Source organism: Hymenobacter sp. J193 (genome assembly GCF_024700075.1).
GTDB lineage: Bacteria > Bacteroidota > Bacteroidia > Cytophagales > Hymenobacteraceae > Hymenobacter.
In genome coordinates this window covers 595,819-609,661 of record NZ_JAJONE010000001.1, presented here as the reverse complement: position 1 = coordinate 609,661, position 13,843 = coordinate 595,819, and the positions used below count along the sequence as shown (strand labels likewise).

Annotated in this window: 11 protein-coding genes and 1 pseudogene; 5 read left to right on the top strand and 7 right to left on the bottom strand. The window is 59.1% G+C overall.

The genetic code is table 11. The annotated features are described in order from the left end of the window. Nucleotides 1-113: 113 nt before the first annotated feature. The 3 genes from LRS06_RS02600 to LRS06_RS02590 all read left to right on the top strand — a co-directional run bounded on the left by LRS06_RS02600 (nt 114) and on the right by LRS06_RS02590 (nt 4,306). Nucleotides 114-728 (top strand): hypothetical protein, encoded by a 615-nt coding sequence (locus LRS06_RS02600; protein WP_257870046.1) that lies wholly within the window; start codon nt 114-116, stop codon nt 726-728. A gap of 726 nt (nt 729-1,454) precedes the next feature. Further along, nucleotides 1,455-3,029, top strand: a complete 1,575-nt coding sequence (locus tag LRS06_RS02595) for an McrB family protein (RefSeq protein ID WP_257870045.1) — start codon at nt 1,455-1,457, stop codon at nt 3,027-3,029. Then, nucleotides 3,026-4,306, top strand: coding sequence for an McrC family protein (locus LRS06_RS02590; protein ID WP_257870044.1), 1,281 nt, complete (start codon nt 3,026-3,028; stop codon nt 4,304-4,306). Before LRS06_RS02595 ends, LRS06_RS02590 begins: the two co-directional genes overlap by 4 nt. Nucleotides 4,307-4,313: 7 nt before the next feature. Here the strand turns inward: LRS06_RS02590 and LRS06_RS02585 are convergent, their stop codons facing one another. Further along, nucleotides 4,314-4,574 carry a hypothetical protein gene (locus LRS06_RS02585; protein WP_257870043.1) on the bottom strand — a complete coding sequence of 87 codons (261 nt, stop codon included), beginning with the start codon at nt 4,572-4,574 and terminating at the stop codon, nt 4,314-4,316. Between the two features lie 213 nt (nt 4,575-4,787). On the opposite strand from LRS06_RS02585, the gene LRS06_RS02580 reads away from it, so the two are divergent. Further along, nucleotides 4,788-5,255, top strand: coding sequence for a LexA family transcriptional regulator (locus LRS06_RS02580; RefSeq protein WP_257870042.1), 468 nt, complete (start codon nt 4,788-4,790; stop codon nt 5,253-5,255). Between the two features lie 101 nt (nt 5,256-5,356). Then, on the top strand, nt 5,357-6,679 hold the full coding sequence (locus LRS06_RS02575) for a Y-family DNA polymerase (protein ID WP_257870041.1): 1,323 nt from the start codon (nt 5,357-5,359) through the stop codon (nt 6,677-6,679). A 947-nt stretch (nt 6,680-7,626) separates the two neighbouring features. Here the strand turns inward: LRS06_RS02575 and LRS06_RS02570 are convergent. The 6 genes and pseudogenes from LRS06_RS02570 to LRS06_RS02545 form a co-directional block, all read right to left on the bottom strand. After that, a complete protein-coding gene (locus tag LRS06_RS02570; protein ID WP_257870040.1) occupies nt 7,627-8,256 on the bottom strand; it encodes a hypothetical protein in 630 nt (209 codons plus the stop codon). A gap of 141 nt (nt 8,257-8,397) precedes the next feature. Then, nucleotides 8,398-9,591, bottom strand: a complete 1,194-nt coding sequence (locus tag LRS06_RS02565; RefSeq protein WP_257870039.1) for a T9SS type A sorting domain-containing protein — start codon at nt 9,589-9,591, stop codon at nt 8,398-8,400. Nucleotides 9,592-9,701: 110 nt separating this feature from the next. Continuing rightward, nucleotides 9,702-10,244 carry a GH32 C-terminal domain-containing protein gene (locus LRS06_RS02560; protein WP_374679439.1) on the bottom strand — a complete coding sequence of 181 codons (543 nt, stop codon included), beginning with the start codon at nt 10,242-10,244 and terminating at the stop codon, nt 9,702-9,704. Nucleotides 10,245-10,376: 132 nt separating this feature from the next. Next, nucleotides 10,377-11,080: pseudogene (locus tag LRS06_RS02555) on the bottom strand (family 43 glycosylhydrolase); the annotation flags it as partial. Nucleotides 11,081-11,356: 276 nt separating this feature from the next. Further along, the gene (locus LRS06_RS02550; RefSeq protein WP_257870038.1) at nt 11,357-12,880 is read right to left on the bottom strand and encodes a glycoside hydrolase family 32 protein; all 1,524 of its coding nucleotides are present in this window, start codon (nt 12,878-12,880) and stop codon (nt 11,357-11,359) included. Between the two features lie 13 nt (nt 12,881-12,893). Next, complete coding sequence (locus tag LRS06_RS02545) at nt 12,894-13,808, bottom strand: carbohydrate kinase (protein ID WP_257870037.1); 915 nt, start codon at nt 13,806-13,808, stop codon at nt 12,894-12,896. Nucleotides 13,809-13,843 lie beyond the last annotated feature (35 nt).

Sequence of the window (13,843 nt, the reverse complement as noted above, 5' to 3'; positions counted from 1 at the left end):
GATTAAGGAATTTACAGAAGCATTCCCTGACTCCAAAACATCCTCATATCAGCCTACATACATCCATTAGGTCGAACTAGCATCTCTCCTGTATACCTAATTTCAAAAATTACATGACCTTACTCCAACTTCTTGAGGCATTATCATATATAGCCACTATCCTAGGGGCTGGGGGACTACTGTTTGCGTTGCGTAGCTGGCAGAGCTCCCGCGACAGCCTGCATCACCAAGTCATCATTAACTGTACTAGCCGATTTCAGGAGCTAAGCCCAAAGCTCGCTCAGCTTCCGCTAGCCAACGAAGCGTTGCAGCAATATCTGGAGCTATGCAATGAGGAACTCTTCTATTTCGAGAGCAACTTTCTGCCCCAGCCTATTATAGACGAATGGCTCGATGGCATGCTGAGCTTTATCTGCTTGCGGCGGAAAGACGGCTCATATTTCCAATTGGTGGCAACTACTTCGTCTTCAGTGCCCGACCTTTCGCCTCCCTTTTCCGCTGAACACCAGCTTCTCCTTGAGAATTATCCCCGGCTTGATTACGCTTTCCAATTAACGCCGAAAGCTGAGAAAGCAATTGACAATGTTCTGCAACAGCATGGGTCTAAGGCTGCTCGTGCCCAGATGGTTCTGACGGTGATAGATAATCTTCAGTCCTACAAGGAGGAACCTTTTCTCAAACACTTGCGCCGTGCTCGGAAGGTTATCAATAAACTGAAGAGCAGGTAGCCAATACCTTTCGACTACTTCAAATTGGCTATGTTACGTCATATAGATAATACTACTTTGCAACAGCTTAAAACGCTGCTAGCCGACGACCATATTGACGTAGCTCCGATAGTAGTTCAACACGAAAACTACACTGTCCGGAACAAAACCACTAGCCTCGAATCACCTCTTCGATTTCGGTGGTGGCATGACGATCAGACCGAGCCATTGTTGTTTGACCTGACCACTTGGAACACCCAGGAGAGTCAGAAATATCCAGGTACTTACCTGATCCTGGGTACGGAGAAGACCCCGCGCATTGTGGGCTTTCCGCTATACTGGCTACCTCAGGACGATGAGTTTGTGTACCTAAGCTTCAAACTGGGGACTAATGAAGGAGGTAAAAACCGTTGGTTTGGTCGGGGGCACTTCACCGATGAGCCCCGCAGTCTGGAGCGCACCAATCAACTAGCTGTCGATTTGTGTCATTCGCTCCAGCAAGCTTTCCCTGGCCCGCTATCAGTGAATCCTTCCCTTCCGGGTGATTGGCTCATCTTGGCCAAGCTGCCTTTAGGTCAACTTCATACAAGCGCCAGTAGTAAGCAGAAGTCAAAAATTAAAACACTCATTTTAAGGGGATTATTGCAGGCATTCATCATTGCCGAAAAGCTTCGTGCCGATTCATTTACCGCTGCAGATACCATCTCTTTCAGCAGCACTGAAATCTCTCAACCCAGTTTATCTTCTATGCATCCCCTCAACCAGATTCTCTATGGACCTCCCGGCACCGGCAAAACCTACTCCACTGCCGAGTGGGCCCTTGCAATCTTGCAAAACCGCCCCGTAAAGGATATACGGCAAGAATACAAGCATCGTCATAACTTGGTGCGAGAGGAGCTAAACAAGTATCGGGAGCGGGAGCAGGTACAGTTTGTCACCTTCCACCAGTCCTTCAGCTACGAGGACTTTGTCGAGGGCATCAAACCCAAGCTCACCGGGGATAAGCTCGCCTACCGCGTCGAGCCCGGCGTATTCCAGCACTTGAGTCAGGCCGCCAAGCGTGCCTGGCAATACCCTGGCGAGGCTGCCACGGCCGCCGCGCCCGTCGCCGACTTCGACACGGTCTATGCGGCCTACATAGAGCACCTGCAGGAGCAGCTCAAATCGCCGGGTAGTAGTATCCCCATCCAGACCATGACCGGCGCCAAGGCCCTGATTACGGCCATCAAAAATGGCGACACCATCGTCATGCAGCATGATCCTTCCCAGTACACTTTCTCTATCGCCAAAAAGTGGACGGCCCAGGTAGCTGGCCTCTATGAGCGGGCCGAGGACGTCGTGCCCATGAACCAGAAAATGCTGGAAATCGGCGGCCCCAATGCCTCCTTGCAGTGGGCCCTTTTCCGGCATTTCAAGTCCTTCGAGCAAAAACTTTTTCCCGCCGAGCAAAACCCCGATGCCGCCGCTCTGGCCCCCATCCCGGCTGCCGATGGACTAGCCCGCTTCGTCCTCATCATCGACGAGGTAAACCGCGGCAACGTAGCCAGTATTTTTGGGGAACTGATTACCCTGCTCGAAGACGATAAGCGCGCTGGCCAGTCCGATGAACAGTCTGTGCAGCTGCCCTATTCAAAAGCGCCATTCACAGTTCCCCCCAATCTGCACCTGCTGGGCACCATGAACACCGCCGACCGCAGCGTCGAGGCTCTTGATACGGCCCTTCGTCGGCGTTTTGCCTTTACCGAAATGCCGCCGCTACCACAGTTGCTCAGCCCTGCGCAGATGGTTGCCCGCCTGTGGTGGCGTTATGAGAACGTAAGCTGGTCTGATAAAAGCTACCGCGCCGCCGAGCTTCCTCTGTATGAGCTACTGGGCTGCCCCCTGGCAACCGAAGTGGAACAGGCTCCCCTATGGAAGGCTGTTCAAAAGGGACAGGAGCCGGCTCTGGTACTGCAGACCGTGAACTTCACCGGCGTCAACCTGCAGCTCCTGCTGCAAGTCATCAACAAGCGCCTTGAGTACCTGCTCGGCCGTGATTACCGCCTCGGCCACGCCTGGCTGATGAACGTGGGCAGCCTCGAACAGCTGCGACTGGCTTTCCGCAATAAGATCATTCCCCAGCTCCAGGAATACTTCTATGGCAACTGGGGCCGCATCGGCCAGATCCTGGGGCCAGATTTCGTGATCAAAACGGCCGACGCCGATTCGCCCTTGCTGGAGTTTGGCGATGAGCCCGACGGAGAGGGGAGAAGCCTCTACGAAATCAGTCAGGCCGACTGGACAGTCCAGAACTTCCGGAATATATATACCCAAAAGCCATGAGCCAGCCGGGGCCTTTCTGCCTCACGTCCTACGAGCACGAAACCCTGCCGTTCTCCCGCTACCCTGAGCTGCTGCCGTCCCATCTGGATGCCCTCGAGCGCCTGCAGCTTCAGCAAAAGGCCAATTGGTTTACGCGCTTGCACGGGAGCCTCCACCTGAACCAGTTCGTTGGGGTCATTCAGGTGCCCGGTCTGCTGCTCGAAATCCTGCCCAAAACCGACGATACCCGCCGCACCAACTCTCCGGAGTTTGATACTCACTGGCGTCAGGTGCTGCTGCAGATGCTGGCCTACGTGCACGACCTCTCCGTCGCCGTGCCCGACGCGGCCCAGCTGGCCCACTCGCCCCACGCCATGCTCGACCTGTTCGTGGCCGCGCTCATTGAACAGGCCGACAGCCTGCTGCGCCAGGGCCTGGTTAAGCACTATCACACCACCGACGGCAACCGCTCGGCCCTCAAAGGACGGCTGCTCTTTCAGCAGCACATCACCCATAACCTCACTCACGGGGAGCGGTTCTTCACCCGTCACCAGACCTACGATTACGCCCATCCGCTCAATTCTCTGATCCGAATGGCGCTGGAGCTGGCCACTGAGCAGGTCCACAGCCCCGCCTTGGCGGCCCGTACCCGGGCACTGCTGCTGCATTGGCCCGAACTGTCCCCGGTACCTGTCCCGGCTGATTCACCTCCCCTCAACCGCAAAACCGAGCGTTACCACAAAGCGCTTGAGCTAGCCCTGCTGTTGCTGCGCGGCCATAGCCCCACTCTCCGAAGTGGTCGTACTGAGGCCGTAGCCCTGCTCTTTGATATGAATACGCTCTTCGAGCGCTACGTAGCCCGCCATCTGCAGCGGGCTGCCGCGAAGCGCCAGGGCCACGTCCAGCTACAAAACACCAGGGTTTTTTGGCCAGGTATCAGTATCCGCCCCGACCTAGTGCTTACGCTGATTACCGGGGTTAAACCCGCAGAAATAAGCCATACGTTCATCCTCGACACCAAGTGGAAGCTGCCCATGAACTACCGGCCTTCTTCGGATGACATGCAGCAGATCTTTGCGTACTGCCACCTGTGGAAGGCCAGTCATGGTGTGTTGCTGTATCCCCGTGCTGGCAAGCCCCCATCCGAAATCCGTCATCGATATTCTGTTAGTCATTGGGCGCCTGATGTGCCCATCGAAGGCCACGCCTACTTTGCTCGTGTCCTAGGAAACGGCGCCGTCCTCAATGATAACCTGGGAAAGGAGATTATTGAGTACTTGGAAAAGAGCTTAGTATAGAATGGCATTAGCCTATAATGCCCCGCGTAATCCTGGTCAGCTGTGTATCCCGAAGATGCTCCAGCCACTGTTGCGCGGCCTCCGGCGTCTGCATCTTTTCCGGCGGCAGGTGCAGCACCGGCGAGGCATTGCTGCCTTCCCCAAACAGCACTTTCAACGCGTAATACCCGAAGTAAGCGTCCGGCTGCACCTCAAACCTCAGCCCCCTGGCTATGTAGGCGCCAAAGATTTCCTGCAACGATTCCTGGTCGGGAAGAAAATACTCCATACTGTTTTTGCTATTTATTTTAGTGAAACTTCTTCGGGTGAGGCTGGCTGTAAATGCAGCTGTAGTAATCATTTAAGGATGTTTATGGCACCGATACCCACTTATCAGAGCTGCGCCTGAACTACAAGGCGCTTACAAGTATACACCTTCACACAAACAATATGCTAACTATTTTAGTATAATTGCTATGCTCCATCCCTGTCCTCCCACCGTATGACCACCGTTGAACTCATCGAAGTCGGTGAACCTGCCACCACCCTGTGGATTCCCTTGTTTGCCTCCCTGGTGCCCGCCGGCTTTCCTTCCCCCGCCTCCGACGAGCTGGAAGAGCTTTTCGACCTGAACCGCATTCTGTTTCGCCACCCCGAAGCCACCTACCTGGTGCGGGTAGCTGGCGAGAGCATGCAGGGCGCCGAAATCCACGCCGGCGACCTGCTGGCCGTCGACAAGCACCTCATGGCCGACCACAACCACATCGTCGTCGCCGTGGTCGAGGGGGAGTGCACCGTCAAGCGCCTCGTCTGCCGCGCCGGCATCTGGTGGCTGCAAGCCGAGAACCCGGCTTACCCCGACTATGAAATCACCGACCCCGAGAACCTGCGCATCTGGGGCGTGGTCACCCATGTGGTGCACGAACTCATCCCCGGCAAGCTCACCGCCCTGCTGCGCAGCCGCGACTAAGAGGGGAACTCATGAGATGGTGAACTGGTGAGAGCTGCTCCGACGGCAGTAGCAGCGCCGCTCCGACCTCTCCAAAACTCACCATTTCACCACTTCTCCGCATGTTCGGACTAGTCGACGGCAACAACTTCTACGTGAGCTGCGAGCGGGTTTTCCAGCCCCGCCTCGACGGCCGCCCCGTCGTAGTCCTGAGCAACAACGACGGCAACGTCGTGAGCCGCTCCGCCGAGGCTAAGCAGTTAGGCATTCCCATGGGCGCCCCCTTCTTTGAGGTGCGCGAGCTGCTGCGCCGCCACCAGGGCCACGCCCTCAGCTCCAACTACGCCCTCTACGGCGACATGTCCCGCCGCGTCATGGCCCGCCTGGCCGACCAGGTGCCGGCCGTGGAGGTCTACAGCATCGACGAGGCCTTCCTAGACCTGCAGGGCCTCACCACCTGGTGCGGCACCCTCGACGCCCGCGCCCAGCGCCTTCGCCACGACGTGCTCCGCTGCACCGGCATTCCCACCTGCGTGGGCATGGCCCCCACCAAGACGCTGGCCAAAGTGGCCAACCGCCTGGCCAAGAAGTTTCCCGAGCTGCAGGGCATCCTGCGTCTCGACACCGAAAGCCGCCGCGAAAGGGCCCTGCGCGCCCTGCCCGCCGCCGACGTCTGGGGCATCGGCCGCCAGTACGCTCAGCTACTTGCTGCCTATGGCATCCGCACGGCCTGGGAGCTGGCCGGCGTGTCCGAGGCCTGGGCCCGCAAGCACCTGGGTGGGGTTGTGGGCTGGCGGCTGATCCAGGAGCTGCGCGGCCAGCCCTGCCAGGGGCTGCAGCCCTCCGAGGATGGCACCCTGGCCCGCCAAAGCATCAGCTGCTCCCGTTCTTTCGGCCAGCGCCTCACTTCCTTCGACGACCTCTGGGGCGCCCTCACCACCTACCTGAGCCGGGCCGCCGAGAAGCTGCGCGCCCAGGGCAACCAGGCTCACATCCTGACGGTATTTATCAGTCAGGACCGCTACGATACACGCGTGCCGCCGCCCTACACCCGCTCAGCCACGCTCACCCTGCCCAGTGGCCCCACCAGCAACACCCTGCAGCTGCTGGCTTATGCCCGTCGCCTGCTGGAACGGTTGTACGAGCCCGGCCGCACCTACGTTAAGGCCGGCGTGGTGCTCGACGGCCTGGAGCCGCCCGGCCGCGGCCAGCAGCTCAGCCTATTCGCCCCCGCCGCCGAGGCCCCCGTGCTCGCCCCCGATGCGGGCCGTGCCCGCCAGCTCATGCACACCCTTGATGCCCTGAACCGCCAGTTCGGCCGCGGCACCGTGCGGCCCGCCGCTACCGTTACCGCCGGCCCCCAGCCAGCTCCCTGGCAGGGTAAAGCCCAGCACCGCAGCCCGGCCTACACCACCCGATTTGACGAGTTATTGATGGTAGCCTAGCTACCAATGTTATTTGGGAGCTGCTACGAGCATTGCTCTATCTCCCCGCCAGAAAGTTGTTCATCAGAAGTCTGCATTTAATATAACGATACAGAATATTAAAAACTCCAGACAGGTGGCGCTATCTGGGAGTATGCTCTTATGAGTCGGTCAACGCTCCGCTTGTAATGGTTATTTAACTACTTCTCTAATTACGTAATGATGTGCTTGAGGAATAAGTGAATACTTTCAGATTTACTGTCCTAAAACCGACCCCTTTTCAGTCACTTTCACCAGATGCCAAAACGCCCCCGAAAACCGTGTTTTTCGGGGGCGTTTTTCGCACCCTTTTTGGACACGTACATTACTCGATTCTGGATAGGAATTGTAAGCCAAATCTGGCTCCATCAGCGTGGTTTCAGCCCTTAACCGGAATAAGTGGCTACTTGAACCACCGTTTAATTTAACACAAACGAAGTCAGCTAATAGCGTATCTCTACGGGTAATTCGGCCGCTATACACGCCTCATAGGCCCGTTGAAAGCGTACCATCTCCCAGCCCTCCTGTTGAACGAACTGACGTACTCCCTCCTGAATACGGGTCAGCAAATACTGTTGGCGCTCTTGGTCCGTCGCCAGACGTGCCACTAGATGAAAATCAACTAACAGATAGTAGTCGAGATACCCTATGACCGTTTTCTCTACCCGCCCGTCCTCCGGAGGGAGACTTGTTAGGTAGAGATTAATGCTATGTATCCCCTCGAAAGACGGACCGCGCAAAAAAGTAGAATACTGCGCCGTCAACGGAGTACATAGCAATTGCCGAAAAGGGAAAGTATCACGGGCTTCATAGCTTGTGTAGGCGGCCAAACGCCGAAAGCGTTTATGGACGTAAGGAGGCATAAAAGGCAGTAGGGGTTAACGCTAAAGTAAAAGGCTCGTTAATCTTCCGACCGTTTAGCAGGACAGTCAAAAGCGAGAAAGACGCAGCTCACCTCCGTCCGTAATGGCCTGGTGAACCAGTGCTTGCAGTACCTCGTGGAAAAGGCCCGTTTTCGGCTGTAACCGGAAGCGGGACACATCGATAGCAGCCAACTGAGCTGCGAACAAGGGCAAATCCTCAACAATCATTTCCTCTTCGTGGAAGCCCCAGCAGCCCTGCAGCAGATGGTACGGTAGTAGCAACCCTTCCCACATCCCCTGCGGCCCCGGTGGAATAGCCTCGAAAACGTCATCGAAGAAACCATTCCACACATTGATAGAACCGCTGGAAGGGCCTACCAGTGTAAAGACTAGCTCATCTTCCCCCTCATATCCACTATAGAAATCAGCCTCAATGTGTTTCATAAAGTCAAAAGAAGGTCGTCTTCTACAAGATATCAGACAGTGGGTAAATCCTCGTTTTGCTGAAATAAGAAACCCAAAATACGCCGGTAAAGTGGAGCAAACCCTGCGTTTGAGGAGTTCACGAAACTCATCCACCGGAAAGGGTTTTCTGTACTTAGCTAACTGAACCAGTTTATTGAACTCGACCGCTTCCAAGGCGCAGGTTGTAGGGACTATCAGGGCCCTGTTGGCGCGGTTCAGGAAAAGGAGCATATCCGGGCAGGCAGCAATGGATCCTCATGGGAATTTTGGAATGGGTAGGAAGAGAACGAAAAAGGTGGCCGGTGCCAGGAGTCATTTGTAACAACAGTTCCTGGTACCAGCCACCCACAAAAACAACTATAAATAAGCAGCTTACATCAGCATCACTTTCCGCACAACCACTAGGCTACCTACCTGCACACGCATCAGGTAGGTGCCCGCAACTACATCAGCAGTACTGATGCGGGTGGCGTGCGTTCCTGGTGCCTTCACACCATTATCGAGGACGCGGATGGTTCGGCCCAGCAGGTCGGTGAGCACCACGCTGGTCTGGGCCGTAGTCTTTACCTGGTAAGCGACTGTAGTTTGGCCCACGCCAGGGTTTGGATATACGCGCAGGGCCACGGCCGCTTCGGCGGCGGCTTTGGTGCCTAATACGCCGGTGGCGGTGAGCTGCAAGGTAGCGGCTTGGCGGCCCGCAATGGCCGTAAAGTCTGGGCTGTGCTGGAGGCTGCCGTTGCCGTCGGCGCCGGTAGCGGGCGCAGTGTACTGAGGGATAATGTCACTGGAGAAAAAGTCCCCGTCGGCATTATTCTGGAGGGCAAACACTTCTAGCGCACCACCGGCAGCCGGCAAGCCCAAGCTGGCGCGGCTCATGGAAATTTCGAGGCCGGTAGAGCCGGCGCCGCCTTGGGTGGCCGTGCCGGGGTTGGTAGACAGGCGGGTGCTGTTGCGAAATGCCACTACGGTATTGGCAAACAGCGCATACACGCCCGTGGCCTGGGCCGGGCTAATGGCGACGGGCAGCCCCGTCAGCACGTTCACGCCGCTGGCGTTGAGAGGCTTGGTTGCAGCCGTAGCCGGCGAACCGGCGCGGTACACCACGCCATCTACCTGTACTTGGCCAGCCATGTCGTTGCCCTTCACGCCAATGGCGAAGTCACCGGGCAAATCCAGCTTGGCCGATACACGCTTGAAGGAGGTAATGGGCGTACTGGCGGCGGGCTCGGGCAGAGCGGTGCCCACCGGCACGGCCGTCACGCCGGGGCGGGCTACGTACAGCTGCAGGGAGTTGCGCACGTGATTGAGTGTGCCCGGGGAGCCATCGGTTTCCAGGGTGCCGGCCAGGAAGAAGTACACGTTGGTGGCATCGGCAGTGGCGTAGAGGGCCAGCAGGCCGGCGTCGCCGAAGCTGTGGGGGTTGGTGTAGCGCCCCAGCAGCTGGTAGCCCGAGGAGCTGATTTCAGTGGCCGACAGCACACCATCCACAGCAATAGTCTGCGCCCGGGCGCTGAAGGAAGCGACAGCCAGCGCAGCCGCCACGGCGAGAGTAAAGGTTTTTTTCATGGGAGAGAAGGGAGGATGAAGGGTGAAAAGAAAAGGCAAGACGAGCCCGGCCGCGCTTTTAAGCGCGGAGCGGCAGTCCAAGAAAAGCGGGAGCCGGCCGGCGGCGCAGACTAGGGTTTCGTGACGGTGAGGTTGCGGAAAGTGGCCGTGCTCTTATCGGCGAAAATGCCCCAGGAAGTGCGCGGGGCCTTATAGATGCGCGACGACAGGGCCGCGACGCCATTTAGGTACACCACCACCACCGAGTTTTCCTGCACAATATCCACCGAGTACGGGGTGTTGGGCTGCATCGGGAACGGCACATCGGCCACTGCGGAGGTGCCGGGGTTGAGGCTATTCCGGTTGGTGCGGTCGAAGCTGAAGCGGTTCTGGCTGGGCACGAAGCGCAGGCTGTAGAACTCGTTGGTGCCGTCGCAGGCGCCCAGCATAAAGCCGAAGTCGTTGGCCGCGTCGGTGTACGAGACGGTAGCGCTGATTTTGTAGCGCGTCAGGCTCAGGGGCTTGAACAGCACGTTGGCCAGCGGGCCGTTGGTGGGGCCGGCCAGCACATAGGTGCTGGAGTCGGGGCGAGCAGCAGTGGCCGTGCGGCTCACGCGCACCAGTGGTTCGGTCTGGGCTTCGAGGTAGGTTTTGAGGGCGGGCAGCAGCTGCACGGTCAGGTCGCCGTTGGCGGTTTGCACCAACTCGTGCGTCACTAGGTTGCCGCCCCACCACCAGCTGCCGCCATCCTGGTTGTTCTGGTAGCGGTTCACCCAGCCAATGAGGTAGTTTTTGCCGGTAACGGTGTTGTTCAGCACTTTGGCCGCGTACAGGCCGCTGCCGTCTACCCGCTCCGTGCCGGTGGGTGGGCTCCAGGGGCCGGCGGGCGAGGCGCTTTTGCGGTAGTGGAAGTTGCGGGTGCTGATATCGGAGAACGTGAGGTAGTAGGTGCTGCCGATTTTGAACAACTGCGGACACTCCAGCATCACGTAGCTGCTGCTCCCCCGTCGTAAAGGATGCCCTGGTAGCTCCAGGTCAGCAAGTCGGTCGAGGTGTACTTCATCACCACGCCCCGGTTGTTCTGGCGGGCGGCCACCAGCATGTCGTACTGCTTGGTTTCGCCGTTCAGGTACACATACGGGTCGCGGAAGTTGTCATTCTCGTCGAAGCCCTGACCCTTGGGCACGTAGAGTGTGGTGAAGGCCGGATTCTTGGTGAACCTCTGGGCCGGGCCGGGCGCGGTGGCCAGCATGATGCCCTCTTTGCGGTGGCCGCAGTTGGCGGAGTTGGGGTTGTGGCCGGTGTAGAAGGCGTAGTACGTGCCGTTCAGCTCCTGCACGCTGCCCGTCCCGATGGCGCGGTCCTGGGCGCAGTCGGCGGCGGCGGAAGCCAGCAACTCGCCGGCCGGCAGCTCCGTGTACTGCCGGAAGTCGGTGGTCTGGTAGCCGTACCAGGGGTGGCGCTGGTTGGTGGCGTCGCTCCACACATCCTTCAGGTAGTAGATGTACATGGTGCCGGAAGCTTCATCGAAATAAGGCATCACGTCGCCCACCCCCACGCCGTCGGAGCCTTTCGGGAAGATGCTGTAATCGGTGCGCTCGGCCCCGGGTGTGCACACCAGGTTTTTGCTAGGATCGGTGACGGGCGGCTTGGGCTGGGCCGGATCTTTTTCCTGGCAGGCAGCCAACAGCAGCCCGGCGGCCAGGAGTACCCGGCCGGGCAAGTGAGAAAACGTCATGAGTCGAAGAAGAAGTTGCGGGGACGCAGCAGGCCGACCGGCAAGCGGCTATTTCCCCTTTTTAAGGGCCAGGGGCGCGTACGTGAGGGCATCCACGGTGAGGCCACCGGGCGCGCGCAGGGCTATTTTGCTGAAGGGCTGGCTCAGGAAGAAGATTTCCGTCATCGTGGTCAGCCCACCATCGGCAAACAGCTCCACCGACGCCGCGTCGAACAGCAGCGTAAGGTCGGCGCCGGGCGCGGTGGCCAGGCGCGGGCCGGGGTGGCGGCCGGGGAATTTGTCGCTAAAGCCCGTCAGGCCGGCCTTGCTGCGGTCGATGTAGTACTGGTTTTGCTGCTGGTCGTAGCCAATCAGCAGCTCCTCCCCTTTCTCGTTCGACAGCACCAGGGTCATATCCGTCAGTTGCCTGGTGGTGAGCTTGAGCTGGAACTGGGGCGTAAGGGCGGGTAGCTTCTCGGTCAGCAGCAGCTCGGGCTTCACCGTCAGCTTTTTCAATTCTACGGGCTTGGGCTGGAGCAGGCGGGCCATTTCCGTGGCCGTGCGCGAGGTCAGGTAGGTTTCGGCACCTACCTGCTGCAGGGCCAGCTCGCGCGGGGCCGTCATGGCGCTGCGCCAGGGGGCAGTGGGCACCTTCTCGGCGTACTCCCAGTTGCTCATCCAGCCCAGAAAGAGCTTGCGGGCACCGGTATTGCCCCAGGTTACGCCCGCGTAGTTGTCCTTGCCCCAATCAATCCACTTCTGGGTGGTGGTGGCAGGCGTGAAGGTCTTGCCGTCGAACTGGCCCACGAAGTACTGGGTGGCCGAGCCCCCGTTAGGCCCTCCGGGGTTGATGCTCACCAGCAGCACCCAGTGGGTTTTGCCGTTCAGGGTAAGCGGAAACAAATCGGGGCACTCCCACACGCCGCCGTGGGCGCCCAGCTTCTCCCCAAACTCGCTGAGCTTGGTCCAGTTTTTCAGGTCGGGTGAGCCGTAGAAGGTAATCCGGTCTTTGGTAGCCAGCGTCATCACCCACTGCCGGGAGGCCTCGTGCCAGCTCACTTTGGGGTCGCGGAAGTCCTGGATGCCGGGGTTGGGCAGCACGGGGTTGCCGGCGTACTTCGTCCAGGTTTTGCCTTCGTCGAGGCTGTAAGCCAAGCTTTGGTACTGGTGGCGCCCGGTGCCTTTCTTTTCCTCGTCGGGGTTGTGGTGGGTAAAAATAGCCACCAGCGCGTTTTTGCCGAAGCCGGCGGTGTTGTTGGCGTCCACCACGGCGCTGCCCGAGAAGATCATGCCCAGCTTATCGGGGTAGAGGGCAATGGGCAACTCTTTCCAGGTCACCAAATCCTGGCTGGTGGCGTGGCCCCAATGCATGGGTCCCCAGGTCATGCCCTCGGGGTAGTGCTGGAAGAACAGGTGATAGGTGCCATTGAGGTACACCATGCCGTTGGGGTCGTTCATCCACATGCGGGCCGGGGAGAAGTGGTAGGCCGGGCGGTACTGGGGCGTGGCCGGTGGCGCGGGAGCGGCGGTTTGCGCCGGGGCCGCAGTAGCAATACTCAGGGCCGCAAGGGCCAGTAACAAGGACTTGTTCATGGGGTGGGTGAGATTACACCAGCTGCGCGGCCAGCAGGGCGTGCACGTCGGTTTCCTGGAAGGTGGGGGTGGCGCCGGCGTGGGTAGCCACCAGAGCGCCGGTGGCGCAGGCGAAGCGCAGGGCCTCGCCGGGCTCCTGGCCGGTCAGCAGGCCTTTCAGCAAAGCGGCCAGGAATGAGTCGCCACTGCCGATGGTGTCCTTAACCGCTACCGGCACGCCGGGAGCCGAGTAAAGCTGGTTGTTGGCCCACAGGATGGCCCCGTCGGCGCCTTTGGTGAGGCACACGGCCTGCAGCCCGAAGCGGGCAGCCAGCCACTGCAGGGCGGCGGCCTCATCGGTTTCTTCACTGAACCAGGCCATAATTTCGGTTAGCTCGTGGTGATTGAGCTTCACCATATCGGCCTTTTCGAGCAGGTACCGCACCACGTCTTTGGTATAGTGCGGAGGGCGCAGGTTTACGTCGAAGACCTTGAAGCGAGCGTGCTCCAACAGGCGGTAGAGGGTTTCGCGGGTGCCGGCCTGGCGAGCAGCCAGAGAGCCGAACACGAATACATCGGCCTCCCTGACCAGGGCTTCGAGGGTGGCATCGTAGTGGATGTAGTCCCAGGCCACGGGCTGCACAATCTTGTAGGTAACTTCGTGGGCGTCGTCCACGTTGGCCTTCACCACGCCCGTAAGGTGGGTATGGCCGCGCTGCACATAGTCGAGGCGCAGGCGTTTGCTTTCAATGAAGGCCAGCAGCTCAGTGCCCAGCTCGTCGTCGCCCACGCGGCTGATCAGGTTGGCGGGCAGGCCCAGCTGGCGCAGGTGTACGGCCACGTTGAAGGGGGCACCGCCGGGCTGCTGCCCGGTGGGCAGCACGTCCCAGAGCACTTCGCCAAAGCAGGCAAAGGAGGGCGTTTCGAGGTTGGGAAGTCGGGAAGTCATCAGCAAAGGGCTTTGGACAAAGTATCAGGGATCAG

What these genes read in the sequence shown, in the direction of transcription:
- LRS06_RS02600 (WP_257870046.1), top strand. Translation starts at nt 114, where the DNA reads ATGACCTTACTCCAACTTCTTGAGGCATTATCATATATAGCCACTATC.
- LRS06_RS02595 (WP_257870045.1), top strand. Translation starts at nt 1,455, where the DNA reads ATGCATCCCCTCAACCAGATTCTCTATGGACCTCCCGGCACCGGCAAA.
- LRS06_RS02590 (WP_257870044.1), top strand. Translation starts at nt 3,026, where the DNA reads ATGAGCCAGCCGGGGCCTTTCTGCCTCACGTCCTACGAGCACGAAACC.
- LRS06_RS02585 (WP_257870043.1), bottom strand. Translation starts at nt 4,574, where the DNA reads ATGGAGTATTTTCTTCCCGACCAGGAATCGTTGCAGGAAATCTTTGGC.
- LRS06_RS02580 (WP_257870042.1), top strand. Translation starts at nt 4,788, where the DNA reads ATGACCACCGTTGAACTCATCGAAGTCGGTGAACCTGCCACCACCCTG.
- LRS06_RS02575 (WP_257870041.1), top strand. Translation starts at nt 5,357, where the DNA reads ATGTTCGGACTAGTCGACGGCAACAACTTCTACGTGAGCTGCGAGCGG.
- LRS06_RS02570 (WP_257870040.1), bottom strand. Translation starts at nt 8,256, where the DNA reads ATGCTCCTTTTCCTGAACCGCGCCAACAGGGCCCTGATAGTCCCTACA.
- LRS06_RS02565 (WP_257870039.1), bottom strand. Translation starts at nt 9,591, where the DNA reads ATGAAAAAAACCTTTACTCTCGCCGTGGCGGCTGCGCTGGCTGTCGCT.
- LRS06_RS02550 (WP_257870038.1), bottom strand. Translation starts at nt 12,880, where the DNA reads ATGAACAAGTCCTTGTTACTGGCCCTTGCGGCCCTGAGTATTGCTACT.
- LRS06_RS02545 (WP_257870037.1), bottom strand. Translation starts at nt 13,808, where the DNA reads ATGACTTCCCGACTTCCCAACCTCGAAACGCCCTCCTTTGCCTGCTTT.